General features: G+C 58.3%; 20 protein-coding genes. 7 read left to right on the forward strand and 13 right to left on the reverse strand.

Annotated elements, in window-relative coordinates:
- Window positions 1–151: 151 nt before the first annotated feature.
- The 3 genes from CIT37_RS33800 to CIT37_RS33810 all read right to left on the reverse strand — a co-directional run bounded on the left by CIT37_RS33800 (window position 152) and on the right by CIT37_RS33810 (window position 1,364).
- The gene (locus CIT37_RS33800) at window positions 152–685 is read right to left on the reverse strand and encodes a DUF2285 domain-containing protein (protein ID WP_095424347.1); all 534 of its coding nucleotides are present in this window, start codon (window positions 683–685) and stop codon (window positions 152–154) included.
- Between the two features lie 46 nt (window positions 686–731).
- Entirely contained in the window at window positions 732–926 is a 195-nt protein-coding gene (locus tag CIT37_RS33805; RefSeq protein ID WP_071916574.1) for a transcriptional regulator domain-containing protein, read from the reverse strand.
- Between the two features lie 165 nt (window positions 927–1,091).
- A complete protein-coding gene (locus CIT37_RS33810; RefSeq protein ID WP_035711371.1) occupies window positions 1,092–1,364 on the reverse strand; it encodes a DNA -binding domain-containing protein in 273 nt (90 codons plus the stop codon).
- Window positions 1,365–1,995: 631 nt separating this feature from the next.
- On the opposite strand from CIT37_RS33810, the gene CIT37_RS33815 reads away from it, so the two are divergent.
- A complete protein-coding gene (locus CIT37_RS33815) occupies window positions 1,996–2,277 on the forward strand; it encodes a helix-turn-helix domain-containing protein (protein ID WP_035711373.1) in 282 nt (93 codons plus the stop codon).
- A gap of 973 nt (window positions 2,278–3,250) precedes the next feature.
- Here the strand turns inward: CIT37_RS33815 and CIT37_RS33820 are convergent.
- From CIT37_RS33820 to CIT37_RS33835, 4 genes are all read right to left on the reverse strand, one after another.
- The gene (locus CIT37_RS33820) at window positions 3,251–4,102 is read right to left on the reverse strand and encodes a TauD/TfdA dioxygenase family protein (RefSeq protein ID WP_244611321.1); all 852 of its coding nucleotides are present in this window, start codon (window positions 4,100–4,102) and stop codon (window positions 3,251–3,253) included.
- A 2,265-nt stretch (window positions 4,103–6,367) separates the two neighbouring features.
- Window positions 6,368–7,177 (reverse strand): IS21-like element ISBj11 family helper ATPase IstB, encoded by an 810-nt coding sequence (gene istB, locus CIT37_RS33825; RefSeq protein ID WP_018270204.1) that lies wholly within the window; start codon window positions 7,175–7,177, stop codon window positions 6,368–6,370.
- Window positions 7,174–8,688: an IS21-like element ISBj11 family transposase gene (istA, locus tag CIT37_RS33830; RefSeq protein ID WP_039228609.1), complete on the reverse strand. Its 1,515-nt coding sequence runs from the start codon at window positions 8,686–8,688 to the stop codon at window positions 7,174–7,176. Before istA ends, istB begins: the two co-directional genes overlap by 4 nt.
- 154 nt (window positions 8,689–8,842) lie before the next feature.
- Window positions 8,843–9,085: a hypothetical protein gene (locus CIT37_RS33835; RefSeq protein WP_152036293.1), complete on the reverse strand. Its 243-nt coding sequence runs from the start codon at window positions 9,083–9,085 to the stop codon at window positions 8,843–8,845.
- A gap of 159 nt (window positions 9,086–9,244) precedes the next feature.
- Between CIT37_RS33835 and CIT37_RS33840 the strand changes: the two genes are divergently transcribed.
- The 5 genes from CIT37_RS33840 to CIT37_RS33860 all read left to right on the forward strand — a co-directional run bounded on the left by CIT37_RS33840 (window position 9,245) and on the right by CIT37_RS33860 (window position 15,525).
- Window positions 9,245–9,958: a hypothetical protein gene (locus tag CIT37_RS33840; RefSeq protein WP_244611322.1), complete on the forward strand. Its 714-nt coding sequence runs from the start codon at window positions 9,245–9,247 to the stop codon at window positions 9,956–9,958.
- A gap of 758 nt (window positions 9,959–10,716) precedes the next feature.
- Window positions 10,717–14,034, forward strand: a complete 3,318-nt coding sequence (locus tag CIT37_RS33845) for an HD domain-containing protein (protein ID WP_028143518.1) — start codon at window positions 10,717–10,719, stop codon at window positions 14,032–14,034.
- Window positions 14,035–14,271: 237 nt separating this feature from the next.
- Window positions 14,272–14,565, forward strand: a complete 294-nt coding sequence (locus CIT37_RS33850) for a hypothetical protein (protein ID WP_161966256.1) — start codon at window positions 14,272–14,274, stop codon at window positions 14,563–14,565.
- A gap of 298 nt (window positions 14,566–14,863) precedes the next feature.
- Window positions 14,864–15,106 carry a hypothetical protein gene (locus tag CIT37_RS33855; protein ID WP_028143520.1) on the forward strand — a complete coding sequence of 81 codons (243 nt, stop codon included), beginning with the start codon at window positions 14,864–14,866 and terminating at the stop codon, window positions 15,104–15,106.
- On the forward strand, window positions 15,103–15,525 hold the full coding sequence (locus tag CIT37_RS33860) for a hypothetical protein (protein ID WP_028143521.1): 423 nt from the start codon (window positions 15,103–15,105) through the stop codon (window positions 15,523–15,525). Before CIT37_RS33855 ends, CIT37_RS33860 begins: the two co-directional genes overlap by 4 nt.
- Here the strand turns inward: CIT37_RS33860 and CIT37_RS33865 are convergent.
- A complete protein-coding gene (locus CIT37_RS33865; protein WP_095424412.1) occupies window positions 15,508–17,082 on the reverse strand; it encodes a glycosyltransferase family protein in 1,575 nt (524 codons plus the stop codon). The two genes, CIT37_RS33860 and CIT37_RS33865, sit on opposite strands and share 18 nt — an antisense overlap.
- Before the next feature lie 226 nt (window positions 17,083–17,308).
- On the opposite strand from CIT37_RS33865, the gene CIT37_RS33870 reads away from it, so the two are divergent.
- On the forward strand, window positions 17,309–17,485 hold the full coding sequence (locus CIT37_RS33870) for a hypothetical protein (protein ID WP_154694112.1): 177 nt from the start codon (window positions 17,309–17,311) through the stop codon (window positions 17,483–17,485).
- Window positions 17,486–17,557: 72 nt separating this feature from the next.
- Here CIT37_RS33870 and CIT37_RS33875 read toward each other — a convergent pair whose 3' ends face one another.
- The 5 genes from CIT37_RS33875 to CIT37_RS33895 all read right to left on the reverse strand — a co-directional run bounded on the left by CIT37_RS33875 (window position 17,558) and on the right by CIT37_RS33895 (window position 21,210).
- Window positions 17,558–17,938 (reverse strand): nucleotidyl transferase AbiEii/AbiGii toxin family protein, encoded by a 381-nt coding sequence (locus tag CIT37_RS33875; protein ID WP_369427631.1) that lies wholly within the window; start codon window positions 17,936–17,938, stop codon window positions 17,558–17,560.
- Window positions 17,935–18,354 (reverse strand): nucleotidyl transferase AbiEii/AbiGii toxin family protein, encoded by a 420-nt coding sequence (locus CIT37_RS33880; RefSeq protein ID WP_310473377.1) that lies wholly within the window; start codon window positions 18,352–18,354, stop codon window positions 17,935–17,937. Before CIT37_RS33880 ends, CIT37_RS33875 begins: the two co-directional genes overlap by 4 nt.
- Window positions 18,347–18,991 carry a type IV toxin-antitoxin system AbiEi family antitoxin domain-containing protein gene (locus CIT37_RS33885; RefSeq protein ID WP_095424411.1) on the reverse strand — a complete coding sequence of 215 codons (645 nt, stop codon included), beginning with the start codon at window positions 18,989–18,991 and terminating at the stop codon, window positions 18,347–18,349. Before CIT37_RS33885 ends, CIT37_RS33880 begins: the two co-directional genes overlap by 8 nt.
- Before the next feature lie 610 nt (window positions 18,992–19,601).
- Entirely contained in the window at window positions 19,602–20,627 is a 1,026-nt protein-coding gene (locus CIT37_RS33890; protein WP_028143524.1) for a nucleotidyl transferase AbiEii/AbiGii toxin family protein, read from the reverse strand.
- Window positions 20,620–21,210 (reverse strand): DUF6088 family protein, encoded by a 591-nt coding sequence (locus tag CIT37_RS33895; protein WP_080669724.1) that lies wholly within the window; start codon window positions 21,208–21,210, stop codon window positions 20,620–20,622. The genes CIT37_RS33890 and CIT37_RS33895 overlap by 8 nt, the downstream gene beginning before the upstream one ends.
- Between the last annotated feature and the right edge of the window lie 59 nt (window positions 21,211–21,269).

Below are 21,269 nucleotides of genomic sequence, written 5' to 3' on the forward strand. Positions count from 1 at the left end.
CGAAGATTACGTTTCTTTTGCAGCAGTCCTGAAAACAAAGGACGGCGCGAGAGATCGGAACGCAAAGACCTCATCTTATCGCCGATCGAGCGACGCCAGCAAATGAATTGGTTGCACGGAATCGAGGCCATGCCATTTAACGCCCGAGAGCTCATGAATTGTCATCCTTGCCTTTGTCGAGCAATGCGCGGCAGCGAAGGCGCATCAGACGCCGCCCCAGCTTAACAAGCCGAATGGTTCGGCTGCGCAAGTCGTCTGTTTTCCAGCCCCGCTCGTCAATACGATGGCTTCCAAACAGACCTTGCGCGATTTGGTGATAGCTATTTCCTTGCTGCCATCCATCCAGTGCGCGCAGCGCGAGGATAAGCCGACGCCGCTTCAAAGCTGGCAAAGCAAGAGGAGGCGTTCCGAGCGGCCGATGCTCAAGGGCGAGCCAAAATCGACGTGCGGCCTGCAAGCGAAGCTCGAAATTAGCGTCGAGCGGCAGGTCGAGCACGACAGTAGACCCGCTCGCCGGAAGGCTCTTCAGCCAAAGGCGATGCTTCGCGCCTCCGAGCGGCACGATGGCATGCCAGCCATCCGGCGCGCGACGAACCTCGCTGCCAGGCAGATTGGTGAAATCGAGCTGGTAGCTTTTGGGCGCCACGCAATTGGCCGCCCGCATAGGCAGTACGGTCGACAGCACTTCGGGTGCCCAGAAGACTGCTTGCTTGTCGAATGTCTTTTGCGGATCAGCTGGAAAACGAAAGCCCCCACTTCCGTCGCAAGTGGCTCGTTGTTGCGCTGGATCGTTGGCGGCGAGACAACCGCCTATAATCCTCTTGGTAATCGGGATCCCGGCGCAGCCACTCCCAGGCCACGTCGGCAGCTTCTGCCTTCTTCAGGTCGCTGTATGCTTCCTCAGATCTCCAGTCAGTACCCGGCATCGCACCATTTTCCCGCGGGATTTCACACGCGGCGCAATGCAGCTGAAGATTGTGGCTCTTTCCGGTTACGTGCGTTCCGCGTGAGAGCCCCGCGCGCACTTAATCGATGGAATAATCATCTTTTGCGATTGCTAGGAATTCCGCGGATCCTGACATCCGCCGCGTTCATTGCTTTGGCCAACCGCCCCGCAGCAGATCACGATAGCCGCGGCCCGCTAGCCACTTGGCCCGCGTCAGATGACTTTCGAACGTGCGTCGCGCACGATCGGGTTCAACTGTCGGGTCAAGCCCAAGCACAACGCGTGCGATTTCGCGCCAATCTGCCTTGTCAGCGTCGGCATCGAGAAGTCGCATGTAGGTGACGGCGTGCTCCTTGTCATATGACGTGACCTCGTGCGCGCTGGGCGCCAATTCTGCGATTTTCGGGTCGGCCGGCACTGACTGAACTCCTACCGAACTGAAAATTCTATCGAAATCCGAGCAACGATAACTAACTTGGGGGCGCTGTGGTACCGCCCGAATCGTCGCAGCGCCAAACTCATTTTCGCACCAAGACCGCGATCGCATATCCGCTCACAATGACCTGGTGGCTCCATCCTGCGCATTTCCTCTTTCATCGCGGTACATACCGGAACTGACCGCAGATTTCCCATGTGGCTAGGCTGTTCTTGCTCTTCCCTGCCTAAGAAGAGGGTTGCCCGTGGTGACCGGCCCGCGCGCACTGGTGAAAGGCCGCCGTGGCCGGAGCCCAGCCCCTAGAGAGAATTCTTTTCTCTTTTCGAGCTCCACTTGAACGGTTGTCCTATCTGGTCGCGGTGCCCGGAAAAGCCGCAGTACCTCTGAGCGGCCATTACTGCTCTCCGGCGAGTAGCGGGCTATCGCACCGCGAGAACACTTGCGATGATCGACGACATTCGCAGACGACAATCATTACGGCGTCTACATCTCACCGTGACCTTCTTCCTTGAAGCAATTGGACGAGGACAGCCAACGGCGTAGGTGTGAGCTTATCGTAATACTCTGGCTATAACCAGTGGTTTCATAATCGTCGGAATGGCTGCCTTTGCGCATGAACGCTCGTGCGCTTGTGGCCTGGAATGTGCGCCGTATCCGCGTAGAGCGCGGCATTCCGCAAGAGCAATTGGCCTATGATGCCGGGATCGACCGCTCGTATATGGGGCGCATTGAGCAGAAGAAAGAGAACCCGACCATTGATCTCCTGGATCGTATCGCCGCGACCCTGGGTATTCACTTGTCCGAATTGTTCGCTGAGCCGGCGAAGGGTGCGGTGCCACCCAAGCCAATGTCCAGAGGACGCAAGCCGGCACGCCCGTGTCGGAACAGGACGTAATTATGGAGAGAGCCATGTTTGCAGCTAACCACGGGAGCGAAACGCGCCGGAGCGGCGCCCGTGCTCCCTTCGAATCTGTGGCGGCCGAATCCGATCTCCTGCTCCATCGGATGTTGCGCCAGCACGATTCGGCTTAACGAACGCCCAGAGCGGCCCCGTTAAAAAAGACGAGCACCTTCGGTGATCCTCACAGGCCAGAAGAACGAACAGGCCGTCTGCCTCATCGGAGGCGCAGGCGCGCGCCTACTATTCCTGCCGCCTACAGCCCGATCTCAAGCCGATCGAGATGAATTCGCCAAGCCAAAGAACTGTTGCGGCGAGCCCCCGAACCGTCGACGCCTCTCGGATCTCATGGGACGCACACTGAACATGTTCACCCCTGAAGAATGTGCCAACTACGTCAGTCATCGTGGATAGAAACCGCTTTGATCGCGACCGGCTCCAGCGAACCGCCCAGCATGCCCAAGGTATGCGACAAGCGCGTCCACGCCTTTCTGTCCGAACAAACACGCGACCCCGCCTCCTCACAAGCGAGCGTGAGCGCCATCCCCAATTGCGAAGGACACTCTTGAAAGGCCTTCATCGATGATCAGGACCCTGACGTGCCTGGGCCCACATTCATGATTTATTTCTGCAGTGAGCATGCCCGCTTTTTAGGCTGGATAGCGCTTCGCCGAGCTCGATCCGCTCCAGCTTTTCAATGCCCGGCCCCGATAGCCAAGAGCCGGCTCGCATTCTACCCGGCTCTCACCCGAGAATGACACCGCCTGCTCGCGCTTCTCAGCAATTCTTATGGACAAGAAAAGATGCAGGTTGCCGGCGCCGGTTAGCCGGTCCTGGAGGGATAAGCTCGAAGGCCCGGCTCCGCTCGACATCGCAGAGCCACAACTTAGCCTTGAACCGCCAGCGTCTTACGAAAACCCGACGTGCCGACACTGCTAGGCAGCCTCAGCGGCCCGTGATTTCAGCCTCCTCATGTGCGGTACGCCGGCGTCATCGCACGCTGGTCCATGGCCAAATGAGGACTGCCAATTTTGTTCATGGGGTACGCCTCAGTCGCGCGATTGTCCCAGATTGCGACGTCGCCTGATTTCCAGTTCCAGCACAGGGTGTTCTGCGGCGCGGTGAGATAGGATTGCAGCAGTCCGAACAGTTTTTGGCTGGGATAGCGCTGCAGGCCGACAAAGTTCTGCACAGAACGGCCAAGCGAGAGCATCCGTTCGCCAGTCTCGGGATGAACACGAACGATCGGATGTGTCGTTTCGTAGATCGTTCCAGTGGATACGTCGTCCAATGCTCTCTTGTCGGCTTCCGTGGCCCCCTCCGTCGCAATGTGATCGAATGCGGCGCAGCGCACAGCCCAGAGGTTATCGGCGAGCATGCGCAGGGGATCGGGAAGATCAAGATAAGCGGCCGCCGTGTTCGACCAAGCGATGTCCGCGCCAAAACGCGGGAGCGCCGCCTCCCGCAGCAGTGAAATTGTTGGGCGGCGGGCACTGAAGACGTCATCATCGTTCATCTGGTCGACATGGCCGCAGGCGCGATCAGGGAGCGTCTTCCGGTTTGTTAGGTCCCCCCTTGCGTCCAGCATTGTGGGATTCGGTATCAGCGAGCCGAGCCGGAGCACCAAACGCTGTTGCTGGGCATCATCGAGATGTCCCTGATCACGGAAGAGGATGACCTTACGCTCTAGCAGCAGCCGGTTAATGGCTATGATGACCTCGTCAGACAAATCGTCCGACAGCGTAATGTTCTTGATTTCGGCACCAAGCCGGTCCGCATGTTCGACGATGTCTGCTCGTGGGATGACGTTATCAATGGTCATTGTGCCATTCATGACGGTGCCTCTCTCTGTGAATGTCTAAACAAAGCTCCGCGATTGGTGGTGACGCGTGGCAACGAACGCGACAAGGCCGTCTTGATGACACGCATCCGAATTGTCTGAGGGGTTTCCCACATCGCACAATTCGCCGGCTGATTTACCACCATCATCTTAGGATCTGCCCCCCTACGGTGCGGACACAGCCAGTGCGGTTTGAATCAACTCGCGTACAACGCGAACAGATCGATTTGCAGCCTGATCATCATTACAAATTATAGAGCCCGTCTATGTCCAGTCCATGAAACGAAACCAGCTTTCTTTTCGATCTCGAGTAACGTTCCCCTCGTCTGCGAACTCGTTCTTGGAAAATCCTCGAACAACGATTGCATCGTCACCGCATGCGACTGGCGTGGCCTCATCCGCACGACAAGAAACGAACTCGTTAGCGGCCTGCGCTCGCGAAGCGGATGTGACAGGACGCCTCGCTTCGGTAAGCTTACTCTATCTTAAGATGTATATTATATCTAGAGCTACCTGCACGATTTGCAATCACTTCCTCGCGACTTGGAGTTGTCCAATGCGGGTCGTGTCGTCGGCTGGTTTATTGTGTTGTTCTTCTTGCCGAGCAGGAAAGCCGCGCAAAATTTGGACGCTGCAACTCGCATTGCAGCTAAACAACGGACTCAATCCCTCGATTTGCGAATCTGCGCTCGTCGCCGAATGCAGGTCTTCAGGGCTGTGACCTACGTTCTTGGCTCTGTCCGGAGGCGTAGATTTTCCTTACGGAGCTCGGCTTGTTTTTTGCGCAGTTGACCGCAAAAATAGAGACAGAGCGCAGCCCCGCAGGAATACCGTGTGACCCCGAGGCAATGCACCGACTTCGCGCTCTTGCTAGCCGAAAATTCTGGCAGGTTATTTTCGCCTCCTATTGGCAGCACGAGGCTGAAGGCAGCGTCCGATCTAAGATCATGAGCCAGGATCCATCTTCCTGAGATCGCCCTGTTCCTTGCCTAATAACCTTAAGGCGCGTGAACATGATCACACACGCACCAAAAGTGCGGGATTTCAGAGAAGACGATGAAAGAATGCACCAGCTGCGCAACAACGCGCCCACGCGACCGAGCCATCATGTAAGATGCGCATCGCCGCAACAAAGATCCCTTTCAAAAACCTGAGATAGCGGGCGGCCCGCAACAAATTGACGAGAGATCCCCTATCGGGTACCGCGTTGAAAATTGAGAACGTAACCTACCTCCATCCGCAACCTTGCGCACTTTTTCTTCACTCATTCGCTTAGAGCGCAATAAAGCCGTGCCCGCAGCTCGCTTTGCGACTCACGCCGGTCGAGCTCGCCGATCTGCAACCTGCTTATCCAGCCACTGGCGACATGTGATCTCGGCTCGTCTCGTTCGTGGCGGCGCCATCAGCACACCAGCAGTGCCAGATGTCGGATATGTCTCGGCAACTGCGCGACTGAACGTTCGAGACTGTTCTTGACGTGCCGGTCGTAGGCTGCCGAGTCGTCGATCCAGCTCTCCTGCGAAACGAGATTGCGGCCGGACGAAGTCGGCTGGCCTCAGCGCACGATAGTGTCGATTCGCCCGATGCCGGGGACCACATCGCCCCGTGCTGCCATTCGGAATCCCACCGGGCCCTTCGAGCACAGCCGTTCCGCCGCGAACTTCGAGGACTGCCCCACCCAGACTAGTCGTCAGCCCTGTTTCGGGGACCGACAGGAGCTGCCCCGCAGGCTGGACCGAGCCCGTCTCACAAAGATGTCCGCCTCGACAGCCGAAGAAGCGTTCGAAGCTTCAGCCGAATGCACCCCACTCGACGCTTTGGCTGGAGGCTTCGGAGCGAGGCTCGCGCTGACTGTGAAGGGTTGACCTAAAGCAGGCGGGATTTGCGAGCCTGATGCTGATGCTATCTTTCGCGCCTTACCCCTAACTTTGTGTCCGGCATGCGGCACGAAGCCGTGTCTACCTGAGCAATTGGGCTCAGGGACTGAACGGTTAGATCTGTGAGTCCAAGAATTGGCAGCAGGCAGGCGATCGGATCAACGTCCTTGAACACCGGCCTTTTTCGCTCTTAGGCACCGGCTAATTGCGCCATGTCTGCTTCGTAAGCCTATCGAACTATAGCGCGACGATCTGGGTCGGAAGAGCGCGGCGATCAGGATGGCGAGTCAGTGTCGCGGCGCGATGATGATCGCCGCGATGATTGTCGCGCGCAAGAGTTTTGTTTGCTTTGATTGTCGCGGAGCGTCAATCAAGCGAGCGTTTTTTGTGTCGCGTGCTCCGGTGGCCGCCCTGGACCACGCTTTCGCTCGAGGGCAGTCCGCCTGCGATAGCTCTCGACGTTCATCTCGACGATGGTGGCGTGGTGAACAAGGCGATCGATCGCCGCGAGGGTCATAGCTGGGTCCGGAAAGACCTTGTTCCATTCTCCAAAGGGCTGATTGGCGGTGATCAGCAAAGAGCGTCGCTCGTAGCGTGCGCTGATGAGCTCGAACAGCACACTGGTCTCGGCCTGGTCCTTGGTGACATAGGCAAGATCGTCCAAGATGACGAGATCGAAGCGATCGAGGCGGTTGATGGCGCCCTCGAGGTTGAGCTCGCGGCGAGCCACCTGGAGCTTCTGCACGAGATCGGTGGTGCGGGTGAACAGGACGCGCCATCCGTTCTCGATGAGGGCCAAGCCGATTGCTGCCGCCAAGTGGCTCTTGCCTCCACCGGGCGGACCAAACAGCAGCAGATTGGCGCCCTTGCCGAGCCAGCCGTCGCCGGCGGCGAGTGCGGTCATTTGCGCCTTGGAGATCATCGGCACGGCCTCGAAGTCGAAGCTGTCAAAGGTCTTTCCGGTAGGCAGCCGCGCCTCGACGAGATGGCGCTCGATGCGGCGGCGGCCGCGCTCAGCGATCTCGTGCTCGGCAATGGTGGCGAGGAAGCGCGCCGCCGGCCAGCCTTCTTTATCGGATTGCTCGGCAAATTGCGGCCACAGCGCCTTGATGGCGGGCAGCCGCAGCTCGTTGAGCAACAGATTGAGGCGCGCGGTGTCGACTACGTTGGTTGTGCTCATGCGGCGCCTCCGATCTCGGCGGTACCGATGAGGCATTCATAGGTGGCGAGCGGTGCGAGGCGTACCACGACGTTCGGCACCTGGGCGGGATCCGGGGCGAAGTGAGTACGTAGCCGGTTGAGGTCGGGCAGCCGGCCGTCGTTCAGGTCAGCCGTGAGCTGATTGGCGAGTTCGGCCTCGCAACCGCGCTCATGGGCGAGTGCGAGGAGATCGACCATGATCCGGCAGGCCTTCTTGTCCGGTAAGCGTTTGCGCAAGACGTCGAAGGCTCGGCGGTAAGCTTCCCGGGGGAACAGCTGGTCGCGGTAGACCAGGTTGAGGAGCGCCATCGGCTTGCGCCGCAAGGAATGGATCACGTGCCGATAATCGACGACCTGATCGTGCTTGCCATTGGGATGCGGCCGCCCGCGCGGCAAGGTGAGGAGATGCGTGCCGCCGACAAACACGTCGAGGTGATCGTCATACAGGCGCACCCGCAGCCGATGGCCGATCAAGCGCGACGGCACCGTGTAGAACACCTTGCGCAAGGTGAAGCCGCCGGACGACGTCACGTGGACGATCACCTCTTCATAGTCCGACGTGCGGCGGTCCGGCAGATCCTGAAGTGCGCTACGTTCACTGTCGATCCGCTTGGCGTTGCGGGCATTGCGGCGGCTGGCGATCTCATCGATGAAGCCACGATAGGCAGCTAGATCGTCGAAGTCGGCGGTGCCACGCAGCAACAGCGCGTCGCCGATCGCTCGCTTGAGATGACCATGCGAACTCTCGATCGCCCCGTTCTCGTGGGCGATGCCACGATTGTTGCGGGAAGGCCGCATGCCGTAATGGGCACAGAGGTCTTCGTATCGCCGCGTCAGATCGTCTTTGGCGTCGCGGTCGAGATTGCAAAAGGCGGCCGACAGGCTGTCGGTGCGATGCTCCCGTGGCGCCCCACCGAGTGACCACAAGGCATTCTGCAGGCCTTCGGCCAGAGCGACGAAGCTCTCACCGCCGAGCACGACATGGGCGTGCTCAAACCCGGAATAGGCCAGCCGGAAGTGATAGAGACGATGGTCGAGCGGTACGCCCGCGATCGTGACACCCAATTCGCCCATGTCGGTGAAGTCGGACAGGCCGCGCTGACCGGGTTCGTGGGTCTGGCGGAAGATGACCTCCTGCTCCTCGCCGTGGATCGCCCGCCAGGCCCGGATCCGGCGCTCCAGCGTGCGACGGATGCCGGCGCCGAGCTCGGGATGGCGTCGGAGCAACTCCTCGAAGATCGTGACCGGCCGCACACCGGGGGCGGCCTTCAGCATCGGCGCGATATCTGTCTCAAATACGCGGGCCAAGGGATCTGGCCGGCGACGGCCGCGGGGAGCCTTCTTCTGCGACGGAAGGCGTCGATCCTTCTCGATCCGGTAAGCGGTCGAGGTGCTGAACGAAGCCTTGGCGGCGGCCACGGGTGGGCTATCGGTCTGACGGTACTTCATGTAGAGCCTCATTTGGTGATCGGTAATGTGTCGGCCTGGCACGCGAGTGATTCCTCTTGGCGGAAGAACCACTTGCATAACCAGCCGGCCGCGATCACCAGTCGGCGCGGTCCGCTGTGGATCGCGCCGACGCCGGGCTCGTAACTCCGGTCGGGCTACGCCCTCCCTGCGTCACGAGCCCGGCGTAGCCCTCTCATCATGGTCGACGCTCCACTTCCATCCTGTTCGCCGCGCGGCAATCGAACCACATCTCTGCGACATAGCGAGCGTTCGGTACGGCCCGAAATTTCGTATACTGATGGTAGTTGTCTTGGAGCCAAGTCCAGAACGTGCCGAAGCTGTAGTGATGCAGGCCATCGGGCGGCCACGGCTCCTTTGCCTGCTCCACCCACTTATCAACCAAGTGCGAAATGGCCGCTTCCGCTTCACCCTTCTTCACGATTACCTTCCTAAGGTCTGGTTGGTTTCTCACTCCACGCCCGCGCCCTGTCCACTTCCTTCAGCGTCGGCATGCTTTCCGGTCGATCGCGATGTGACAACTCCTCACCCCGGCCCACCGGCCCTGAAAGGCGATCCCACACCATCAGGCGCCGAGCAGTTGCTCAAATTCGTGGACACATCACAAACCATCATGCAGGATCTTCTCGCCCGTCCAATCGAGAGAATACCGTTAAGCTCGCACAGTCCGTTGATGAGCGCCAGTGCGCCTCGGATAGCCGACGAGCTTCGGGCGCGACGCGCCGAGCTTTCCATGATGAAGCCAGCGGAGGCTACCTCGCTGGTGACCGAAATCGAGGACGCCCTCGCCTCCCCATTGCCCAGCAAGGGACAAGAACTCGTCAAGCGCGCAGACCTGCTCATCGAGGAAGAATTCAAGGCGATGGCGGCCGAGGAGCGCAGGCGTGCGGTGCTCGAAGGTCTTGCGGGCCTGGGATACGAGGTATCGAAGGGAATGGCGATTGCCTGGGTCCAGAACGGCCAGATCGTCATTCGTAAGGCGGCCAATCCTGGCTACGGAGTAGAGCTCTTGGGCGGACCCAGATCGGATCTCCTTCAGGTGCGTGCCGTAGGTATCGGCAGCTCGGCCGAAGCTCGCGATGCAAGTCGTGACCACGACATGGAAACGATCTGGTGCGGCGAGTTCGATCGCCTAAAGGCGTTGGTCGCAGAAGCAGGCGGGAATGTTACTATGGAATTCGCAAGGCCGGTCGGTCGCTTCCCTTTGAAGATCGTCTCAGATCCGGGTGCAAGCCAAGAAGCAGAGATTGTTGAAAGATCACGTCGAGCACGACCAATCAGCCCCCCTCATTAGCAATTTGCAGGTACCCAGCCATTAACGGGGAAGGTGATCACGCGGATGCTGGCGAAGATCACAAAAGCTCGTAGCATCTCTTGTGCGCGGCCGAGAGCTTTTGCGGGGGTCGTTTGCTTCACATCGAACAGCGCCGCTCGGGCGACTTCATCATCCAAACTCCTATAGGCCGCGGGCGGCGCCCCTCAGGAGGATACTTCCAAAGATGGGCGGCGATCACTCATAAGCAAAATAGTAGGACACGGCGCGCCATTTTCCCGAATTTGTGAGGAGGCCGCATTTTTTCCGCACCCTTCCCTGGCAGCACGCCGAAATCCGGCGAACATTGCGACGCCGCTGCAGCTAGCTCGGCGAAAGTTCGGCGTACCTGGGAAATAATCTTCTCGGCCTCAGAGGGAAGAAAGTGGCCGATGGGCCGCCGTGCAGCTGTGTCACCGCATTAGGGATGTCTGGATTGCAGAGAATGTAACCCATCGGCAGTGGGGTTGGTCTGCATTTTCGGCACGTGGAGCCATCCGGTACGCGGCGACCACTCCTGTCCAGGTGAGATCGGATGATGGGCTGTGCGGCGGTCTTCCTAACCCTAGAGAGTTGCGCCAATTTTCGAAAGACGATTGCGTCGTTCCAGTTGATTGAACCAATCAACACACGTAAGCTCTCAAGCTGCAAATAGTCATCGCCAATAGTTTTCAATACTCATAGCCGAGGTGGCGCCTTCAATCGGCGATCCCCTGCCCAATTTCCCGTCGAGACCTTTCATGACTTCACCAGAAGCCCTAGACGTACTGATTCTAATCGCGCTGACGGAAGAAGCAGAGACGTTTCACGATTTGCCGTTTCATAAGCTGAAGGAGGCGCCTCGACTGGGCATTTTTCAGTATCACTCCTTTGAATACGAAGACGCGAACGGCACCTCCCGGCGGGGCGCGTTGGTGAGCGTGGGCGAAATCGGCCTGCGAATCCGGGATGCGGCGCTTCGCTTTTCGGAGAAATTCTCACCCAAGCTGGTGTTGAACGTCGGCATTTCGGGCCGAATAAAGGACGCTCGGGTTGGTGACGTCGTCGTCCCCACTCACATCAATGTCATTGATTACCGAGCGGCTGCGCAGGACGACGAAAAGAATGGGTATGAAATACTTCCCGGCGGCAAACCGGCTCCCGTGAGCATCAGTGCCGGATACGTCGTAAATTCTGTCCCATTCAAGAAGAAGAACAAGCTTCCCAGCATTGACAATTTCGCCAAACGAATGGGTTACACCCTCACCCCAAATGAGCGACGGAAGCTGAAAGAATGGGAGGGTGTCAAGGACCTCGCCAAGACGCCGACCGTGGTGAGCGGGCCTTTTGCAGTCAGCAATCTGCTGATCAAATCAGCGCGCTTCAAAGAACACGTATTGAAGAACGCGGATCGCAACTATGTTGCCGCCGATATGGAAAGCGGGCTTATTGCGGATGGGCTACTTACATTGACACCGGCGCCGCCATTTTATGCAGTCAGAGCTATCAGTGACCCGGCCACAACACAGAAGCCGGAATACGATGCGATCGGCAACGGACTTATCCGCCGCTGGGCGATGTCGAATGCACTGGATACGGTCAAATTACTCATCGCTGAGCCTAGTCTCTTTGGAGACGAGCGAAAGCTGAGCGGAGTTAGTGGCGTCCCGGAAGACTACAGTCCAGAGTATCCAGGACAGCGAATACTAGGCGCCCCCTCCACTTCAGATTTCGACGATCGTTTTTCGAATATGCGCATTACCGTCTCGAAAAGAGATCATGGTGAGACCGTTCTTCCAATTCGGTTTTCGAAGCTCTTGAGCGAAATATTGGAAAAGCCCAGAGCCGGGTCGTTCCTGGTCCAGGGGCGCGGCGGCGGCGGAAAGACGGCACTCCTGCGAGCCCTCCAGCTTTCAGTTAATGATGCGCACGAAGCACCCAAAACAGTGTTCCTCGACGCCCGCAAAATAATCAAGGAAGCCGGATCGGCCGATGCCGTTTCGGTTCTTCGAAGACGTGTCGATCGGGATGCTCCCGGCCTGATCGACACGAAGGACAACGTTATCGTTTTTCTGGATGGGTTGATCGGAACGGACAGCGAGCGCCCGATCATCGAGGCGCTTTCCCAGCTGCTCGCGCGCAACGAGCCAACGCTGGTGATCGCGTTCGGAATTGATCATTATGAACTCCAAGCGGACTCAAATGATTACCCTCCGACGCCTTACCTTCACAACAGAAAGCACGACCGTACGGTCGACTTGAAAGCGATCTCAGTAAACGATGACGCTTTAGCAACGGCGGTTATTGGCGGTATCGTCCGAACGAGCGGAACGAGCACGAGCGAGTCACCCGAGGCGATCATTGCTGCGCTTCGAACGCTCGGGTTTCTTTATCTCAATCATTTCGTGGTATCCATATATCTACACAATGCCGGGAAGATGGCGTTCGAAGGCAAGAACAGCTCGGCCTTTGTGATCCAATCGATGCAAAACCTCTACGGCGACCTCTACGGCCGCTTCACGAGCCGGCAGTTCAATCTGCTTTGCGTAGCAGCTCTGCGGTCTTACTGCCGGATCCTGGTGAAAAGTGCCGGATCTCCAGAGCTTGCGACCGCGCATGACCGATACGAGAGCGACTTCGCGCTTTTTCCACGCATTGTCCAAACCGCACTGATCGCCAAGGCTGTCGTCTATATCCTCGGTGAATTCAACAATCCCAAGAGTAGCAGCGCGATCTTCAAGTCTACGGGTATTAACGAGGAGCTTTTTCTATCATTGGTGTTTGGCAACGACGTCAACAGCGCTGTCAAGGATCTCATGGCCGACCAGCGCGTCGAGGACGCAGTGCTCTCCGCAGCGCACAAGATCTCGGACACCCTTGAGCCCGCTTCACTTTCCTATGCTTTGTATCTTTTCGGACGTGCGCGCTCCGAACGGGGCAGGCTTCGGGCCGAAAAAGCTTTCGACACAGCCGCTCAAGTGTTGCTGGATCCAGGCACAATATCGCCGAGCGAACAGACCAAATTCTGGCGGCTCGCAAGACGCTCGCTCTATATCAGCCGCTCGCTAAATGGCGACAAGAAAGCAACCGACTCTTACATCGCCGCCGTCATCAGCGATCCCTATGAAGATCGCTTGAACCGGAGCTTTCATCTCGAATACTACCGTGATCACAATGCCACAGGCGTCACAGTGGCGCTCGACCATGAAGACAGAGGAGGTAATTGGCGTCGTACTCGCCAGTTGCTTGGACGACGGATAGAGGCCGCGATAAGCAGCGGAACGACGGGCGAATACGATCGAATCTGCATTCTGACGTATTTTTCGCTGGTTCGGTATCGTCATGAACTCGCGAAATTATCAACAGAACAACGTGAACAAGAGGCGGGTCTCATAAAGAGGCTCATGGCCAGCAACGTGACGTTGGGCCCAGAGCTTTCAGCCTTTCTAATCATGGTTGAACACGCACTTTCGCGAGAACTCTACTCAAGCCTTGATGCGGTGGTTGAGCTATTTGCCACGAAAGCAATACCGCGGATCGGGTGGGTTGATCGCCAGATGACGGCCGAAAAGCAGGTTGTGGAAAGTGTCGCTTCGCATGCCTATGGTGCGATGCTTCTCGTCGACCTTCTGAGCGAACGACTGACGCCGAAACTCGATCCAAAAGAAACAACCCAGATCATCCGAATCCTTTTGTATCACGATATCGCAGAGGCCTACATCGGCGACTACCGCCCTACCGACGGCGAGACGAAGTCAAAGGAGATACCAACGATGCATCGCATCGCCGCGCTAGCTACCTATCAGCATTTACCTGGCCTAGCCGCCTCGTTCAGTCACTTTCAAAGGTTTGAGACAGGGGCCGATCGGTGCGCGAGCTTGGCTCGCGATTTTGACAAGTTGGACGCCGTTTTCCAGGCGCTAGTCTATGCCAACCATTTTCCAACGCTCGATAATCGACGACAGTTCGTCACTGGCAATAAGGAGCGGATCTCAGATCCAGTCCTTCGCGAGATCGCGGATGAGATCTGGCGCCGCATTGAAAAAATGCCATTGAAGTCCACAACCGCCGCCTCCTGATGAACCTTGCATGATCCAACGGCATCGCTGTGCCCTTCGAACCCAGGAAGAGGGACTAGCGGCGGCCGGCCAACAACTCTCGCGGATCCGACACCTGATCGCTCCGCCTCCCTTTTTCAGTCCGATTGGCTGCAGAACGCGTGAACTCGTTCGATACCGCCCGCGACGTCATCCATGCCAAGCAAGCTCTTTACCTAATTCAACTCAACGTCTAGCTGAAGTATTGGGGGCTGATACATGCATTGCGATAAAGTCTTTTCGCTATTGCTAGCATTTTCACTTGCGGCCTGCGGAACTCAACTGCCTGACTTGACCGGCCAGCAGGCACTTCCTCGGGACCGATTGATCGGCGCAATACACTGCGAACTCGCCGACGCCATCCGGGAACAGCTTCTTCACAGGACCGATCGCCGTTTCCTGATCGACTGGCAAGCTGCTTACACAATTACACTCAAAGGCAACGAGACCGGCACACTCGCAGCAGATGCCAACAAAATTCCGATTCCCTTCGATAGGGTCGATTCAGCCTGAACGTCTCCGACATCGATTTTCGTGCTGCCCCTTGCGCCGAGACTTATGCAACTGCAACTCATCCTTTTCTGCGCGGCAACATCGGCTTTGGTCAATGGCTGAACGAGGCGCTCGGTACGAGCATCTCGGATGGCTTGATCGCAAACCATCCGGACCGCCTCACCAGTGTCGGAAATACGTTCCAATTTGTCGTGCTCGCGACGGCAGCAATTTTCGCGATCGTGACGTCGAGGCCAGGCTCGACCACTGCTGGCTTGCCAGGATAAGGCGAAGGCGTCCGTCCTGGACATGGAAGCAATTGACCGACGAATCCCTGAAACAGAAGCAGCTGAAGCTGAGGGTCAGCTATCGCAAGGCGTACGAGCGCTACCTCAGGCTTGATGAATTCGGACCGATCAACAACAAGATGGTGCGCGACATCGAACTCCGCGACCTGGAAAAGGTCCGGAACCAAAACCGCGCCCGGCGAAGGTCAGGCCGAACCTGTTCGAGCGCTTTGGAATTCGTCCCTGGAGCCCGCACGATTGCAGGACAACGATGACGACGTTCCTGGATGACCGCAGACTGGGCGGCGCCGCCAGCGCGATACTTGCCCACAAGCAACCGAACTCGGATTCCAGCCGGGAGGCGCGCGAGAGGCTCGCTCCAGTCATCGAGCAGCACTACAATCTTTCGCAACGCATTCGATTGAAGGCTGATGGCCTGGCTCTTTGGGTCAAGGCCGTCCTGAGTGCCACAATCGGGAGCAGAGGCGTTTCCAGGCCGCCTCGCAACGTCGCGCGGCCGCGTGACCGGGAGGACCTACGTAAAAAGCGCGGAGGAGATCGAGGCATACGCGAGAGTTTCTTCGTGCGTCCGCGCTTTGTCAGCCGGCATTTTTTGTCCGCCATCGAAAGCCTAAGCGGCGCATTGGCCATTCGGATCGCTCTGCCCGGTGCCCGCTTAGGGCCGCATGCGTGAAGCGAAACGGTGCAGCTCCACCCGGTCCTGATCGTTGAGATAGAAGCCTCGGGCCGGATATTCGTTCGTGCCGCCCTTTAGGACGCGTCGCTCCTCAATCTGCGAAATGAGATAGGCGAAAGCCGGATTGAAGCGCCGGAGCGGCCAGCCCGTTTCCTTGTGCAGTTCCTCAACGCCGACGGTTCCCTTCTTGGCCAGAACCGTATCGACGAGAGTCACGACGTCGACGGCAGGATCGCCCCCCAAGGCGTAGGGATCGAACGTGATGTAGAGGCTGGCATTGCTGGTCATGCGCGGCAGCCGTTTGGCGACGAACGAGGTTGTATTGATAAAGTCATCCGTCGACAATTCAGCGACGGCGAAAGCCAGCTCATCAAGCGAGGCATCAGGAAACGCGGCAATCAACTCGTCCTCTGGTATGAAATCGCTATAGCCGTGGGTCGATTCCTTGGCGATCCACAGACCGATCTTGACCGCGAGCGGTCCTAGCTCGCCAATTTTCACTGCAGCAGTCTCCCTTGTAGGCGGCGCGACGATGGCTTTCGTCGTCGAATTTTCCACCGGTGGCGGCGAGCCATTGGCCAGCCAGGCGTCCAGACCATTGACGACCATCTGACCAATTTCAGCGAATTGCAGGATTTCGTCGCCGACGAGCGGCACGGTCTCGCCGAGCCGGGAATCAGCGGCGTGCTCGGCGAAAGCTGCATCCGCAACGCCAAGGTTGTGCCCGATGACATGGCGCTTTTGAATATTCAGTGTCAAAACCGCAAGCGCGGCCGGCGAGAGCACGGCATAGGGATCGAAATCGAACTCCGCGAAGCGTTGTTGCCCGCGGCCAATATTCTGAAACGCGTTGCCGACCGTTTTTGCGTCCGGCGAACCAGCTGGTCGAATTGCCACTTTGTGAAGATAGACCGTCTTGAGCGTCGCTTCGAAGGCGGTCAGCACGTCCTCGTGGGCGTTGCCCAGGAGCCGATAGGCCAACTCGCTCTGGTCCTCGCCAAGGCCGTGGGCCAGTTTGACCTGATCCCGCACCAGCATCACTTCGCGGGCGAAATGGAGATGGATGTTCGGGGCGCCGCAATCGGGACAGAACAGCGAAATGGCGAAAACGCCGTAGTCACGGCCGCACTCGTCGCAGATCAATTCACGTAGCAAATCGCTGCGCACGAAGCGGGGCACCGGCTTGTGTACGGGCCGGGGACCAGCCTTGATCTTGATCGATTTGCTTCCCGAAAACTTCCGCCCGAGATCTTCAAACATCCCGTGGATCGCTTCCTGCATGTCTGCGCGCGCCGCATGTTCCACGATCTTTCTCGCGGCAGCGAGATCGTCAGGATGCGTGAAGTCGTTGTCGGGCGCGACGACGCCGCTGTAGGGGCAAACCGTTTCGGGAACGCCCGGTTGATGCGACATGCGGGGTGTCATCGCCTCCGGCAACGAGAAGCCCTCGACTCGACTGCCCATGACGAAATGGCGCGGGTGCGCGTGTTCGTTGGGCGAGTATCGATACACCCGGCCGTCCGGCGTTTGCGGCAAGGGAATTCCGAGCTGCATGGTGCTACCCGATTTGCCCCGCTGGTACTTTTCAAGATTCCGAAATCTCACAGTCAGGCATCCCTCGAGATATTAGGGTTACGGCGAATCTGTTCTCGATATCCAGCCTACCAGGCTCGTTGGCCGTTTTGGCTATCCGAATTACGGTGTGGATATCGCGATCAGGCGGTTGCGGAGCCGGTAGTTCAGCACGCGATTGGCAGCGGTTTTTTAACCGGCTGGCGTGATGCCGATGATCGGCATGGGCATGATCATCCAGCAGGTGCTGCTGGCGATCAAGGTGATCACGGTAATCACGGGAACGGCAATGCTCACGCTGCTGGTGCTGCTGGTGCTGCTAGTGTCGATGACGATGATCGGCGTCATTAGCAGCACCATGGTCGACCCAGCTAGGTCTCCCTAGCCCCGTCCTTCAGGGTGCGAGCTTCCTCTGCGCGCGACATCAGAAACTCCGCGAGCGTCTTTGCCACATCCTTCAGCGGGCCGGGTCGACCGCGACCTGCTTAGTGAACGCCGCCCACTGATCCTTTTTGCCGGCGTCCTCGGTGAAGGCCGCGGTGAACGCGTCCGGCAATGCGGTCGGAATCTCGGTCTTGCGGCAAGTGAACGTCGCCTTGATGGCGCGGGCTAGGGCGTCGTCGTCGAACTTGTAGGAGCGGATCAACACCCAGACGTCGTAGAAGTCCTTTAGTCGGCTATTCGCGAGGCCAAGCGCGACCATCGCCTGGAACTTCTCGGCAATGACGGTCTCGCGCGGATAGGAACGCAGCTTCGGCGCCGGGAAATCCAGCAGGACCGGCAGGTCGGTCTCCTGCACGCCGGGCTCGATGGCGTCGCCGAACGCGATGTCGATCACGACGCGAACGCGGGCGTTATCGACCGCTGCATTGCTCTTGATCCGGACGCCGCCGTATTCGTTTTCGTCGCGGATGCGGTCGACGGTGAAGCTGGCCGGTCGAAGATGACGCCGTCGGCTGTGTCGACGGCGGCGATCTCCTTGAAGATTGCCAACAGCGCGTCGGGGTCGGGATTGCCCGAGCCGAGAAGATCGAGGTCGGGCGTTGGCCGGAACTGGTTGTCGACCCAGGTCGCAAGCAGCATCGCGCCCTTAAGGACGAAGCGGTTACGGTAATCCGTCGAGCCAAGGCGATATAGCAGCCGTTCAAGCACATAGCGGGTAAGGAGAAGGTCGAACGGCTGGTTACGCTCCTTGGAAAGCGTGAGCAGCCGCGCACGAACCGAGGCCGCGACATGCTTGGGTGGGTTAGCCATTGGCGATCATCGCGTCCATATAAGGCTGCATGGCCTTCCAGACCCCGGCCTTGCGCGCGAAATCCGCTATCTCCGAAGGCTTCGCCTTGGGGGTTCGCAGGGCCTCACGCATGCCTTCAAGCGCGAGGTTGAGGCCGGTACTATGACGATAGCGTGTCCCGGCGCTGCGTCGGTAGCGAAAAAGATCGACGACGGTCTTGGCGGGGCTGAAGATCTTCACCGGGCAACCTTCGATCGTATGGGTCTCGACACCCTCCTGAAGGCGTTCCGAGCTGAAGCGAACGAACTGCATGGGCGGATTGGTTGGACGGGGCTGGCGGTCTTTGGGACCGATGGCGAGCCAGACCATCGAAGGAATGGTGTCGGTCAGCTCATGGAAGGCGAGGGCCGAGGTTAGCGCGACGACCCCTTTGGGCACGCGCTTGGCGGCTTCTGCGAGGGAATGATGCGTGTCGATGGGCGCATCGGGCAGTTGGTAGAGGCCGCGTCCGAGCTGGACAACGAGGCCCTTTTCCTTCATGCGCGCGATAGTCGCGGCGGTGACGCCAGCCGTGGCAAGCTCGGAGGGGCGCGCGATGCCGCGCGCCTTGAGGAGTTCGATGGCACGGGCCTGTTGTGTCGAAATTGACTTGGCCACGGCTTTGATCTTATTTGTCGGATATACTTACTATATATCATACATTCCATATCATTCCCGCCCCTCGCTAGCAACAGGTAAACAACCCAGTTCCCAGGTATGTATTCAATTCGACCTCGCATCCCAACAACTGCGGCATCGAGGAAATCATCGTCGGTCCCGCCCTCGGGCCACAGCAGGTTTGGGCGGTGGAGGCAATTTTGGCGACCCATCTAGATGCGCCTTGCCATTAAACGATCGGCGATACCGTATGTCGCGGACTGAATGCCCCGCGCGCCTGATATGCTTCACCAACTTAGAGCCCGAAGGCGGGCAGAGTCTGCGACCGGAACGCAACAATCGTTACAATTTATGATTGTCTCAGCTCTAAAGCTTGCGCCTGCGATCGGCCCGGTCGAGGCACGGCTGAGTCGGTAACCTGCCGAGCATGCTCCACATCTTTCCCAACTAACCGGCGGCGATCCGATAGGGCACCGATCGTGGCGTCGTCTCGTCGGAGACTATTCGGCAGGCGCATTTGATTGACATCGATCACATTCGCACTCGGCGGAGCCAATTAGGTGATCTGCACGATAACTGATCGAGCTCAGCGCATGAACTCCGACCATCTCTAGATTTTCAAGGCTGGTCTGTTCGCGCGGCTTTCGATGTCCGCACACCGTTGCATTAGCGTATCAAAGATCTCTGGCTCATCCAGCAAGAGGCCGTCGTCGACCATGTGTTGATAGTCCTGTTCCAAAACGGCTCGCGCTTCCCCTTCAGGGACGAGCTTCAATGCACCATTGACTACCTTGTGATAGTCAATCATCGCACCGGCAAGGTCCTTTTCAGAGAAGAACCATGTTTTATGCTCTGCCACCGTGTTAGCCAGTTCTCGGTCTTTTAATGCGGCGTCCGCGATCCCCGCGTCATCCAGCCTCACCAGATCGTACCAGTGGCGAGCAAAACGCTCGCCTCGCAGTTTGCCCTGGACACAAAAAACATGGATGGCGGTCGCCTTCTCCCAGAAGGTGCGCTCCGCTTTCATGGTTTTCGGCCGGGCAGTGGGAAACTCGAGAGTTTCAAGATACTGGGCCGCGTCGCAAACCACGTCGTGAAGCTCGCTCGGCTCGCCGGTGGATCTTGCGCCGAATTCAAGCATGACGGCGGGGCTCACATAGCCATTGCCCGTCTCCAAGGGAGCGTATCGGACGAAGATTTTGTCATCATCGGCTTCCGCCTTTGCACTCAGCTTGTCGTTTTCCAGACACTGATTGATAACGGGAAGCGCCTTTTCTTTCACCCAAATTGGAAGTCGCTCTCGGACCTGGTCGCTCCATTTTTTGCCCTGGCTTCGGGTCTGAGGGACAGGATTGCTCTCGCTTGTTTTCACGAGATCAGGGGCTATTGCCCGAATATCGTAGGTAAGGTCGACGTCCTCTGAGAAGCGGCGGATCGCGCCGTACGCCTTGGAAAGGGACGTTCCGCCCTTGAAAACGAGGTGCTCTCCCAGTGGAGAGGAAAAGAGTGCGTTCAAGCACCAAACAACCCAGACATCTTTCTCAAGGAGATGTGCCGGACGTCCTGAATTGGAAGCAGCAACGCCGAGCGCCTCTCGGCGCTCGGCGTCAGACAGGTTTAGGAACCTGTCAGACATGCAGTTCGCTTACCGGCCTGGCAAGCCAAGTCGGCAATGAAGACGCCGCGGACTTAAGTTCCCTCACTTCGGTCGGTGTCAGTTTCTGACTGACCGACCGCAATGCTCGTTCTGCCGTCTTGGGACCAAGCCAGGCAAGCGCACGCACCACCTCACCAGCACGACGGTTCGCCAGCGTAAGCTGCCAAAGCGGCGCATGCTTGAGCTGGACAACTTGCTTGCCAAGGTGGAGCTCGCGGGAAGGACCAGAGGTAAGGTAAACCTGACGGACAGGTACCTGCGTTGTCAAACCAAGATGGTTGGCCGCCGCCGCGCCGCTAGAAACAATGGTCTCACCGCTGCGAGCCTTGGTTTCCTCAACGACTTTTTCGACCGACGGAGCTCTAACCCCGAAACGGCTTTCGACCGGACGCAGATACACCCCTCGCCTCGCGCGCAGGAGCTTTCCTCGCTCGGCAAGACGCGAAAGGGCCTGATCGACAGCAGCACGCTTTCCAAGGTGCAAAAGCGCCTTGGCAGCAATCGGTGCGCCTTCGGGCAGTTCTTTGGTGACTTCCAAAATCCGGGTGCTAAGGGCGATCATGGCTCTCACTCCAGTGTCAGAAACATAGGAGAACTTCTGACACCCCGCAAGAGCTAGAT

The organism is Bradyrhizobium ottawaense (genome assembly GCF_002278135.3).
In the GTDB taxonomy this organism is placed as follows: Bacteria; Pseudomonadota; Alphaproteobacteria; order Rhizobiales; family Xanthobacteraceae; genus Bradyrhizobium; species Bradyrhizobium ottawaense.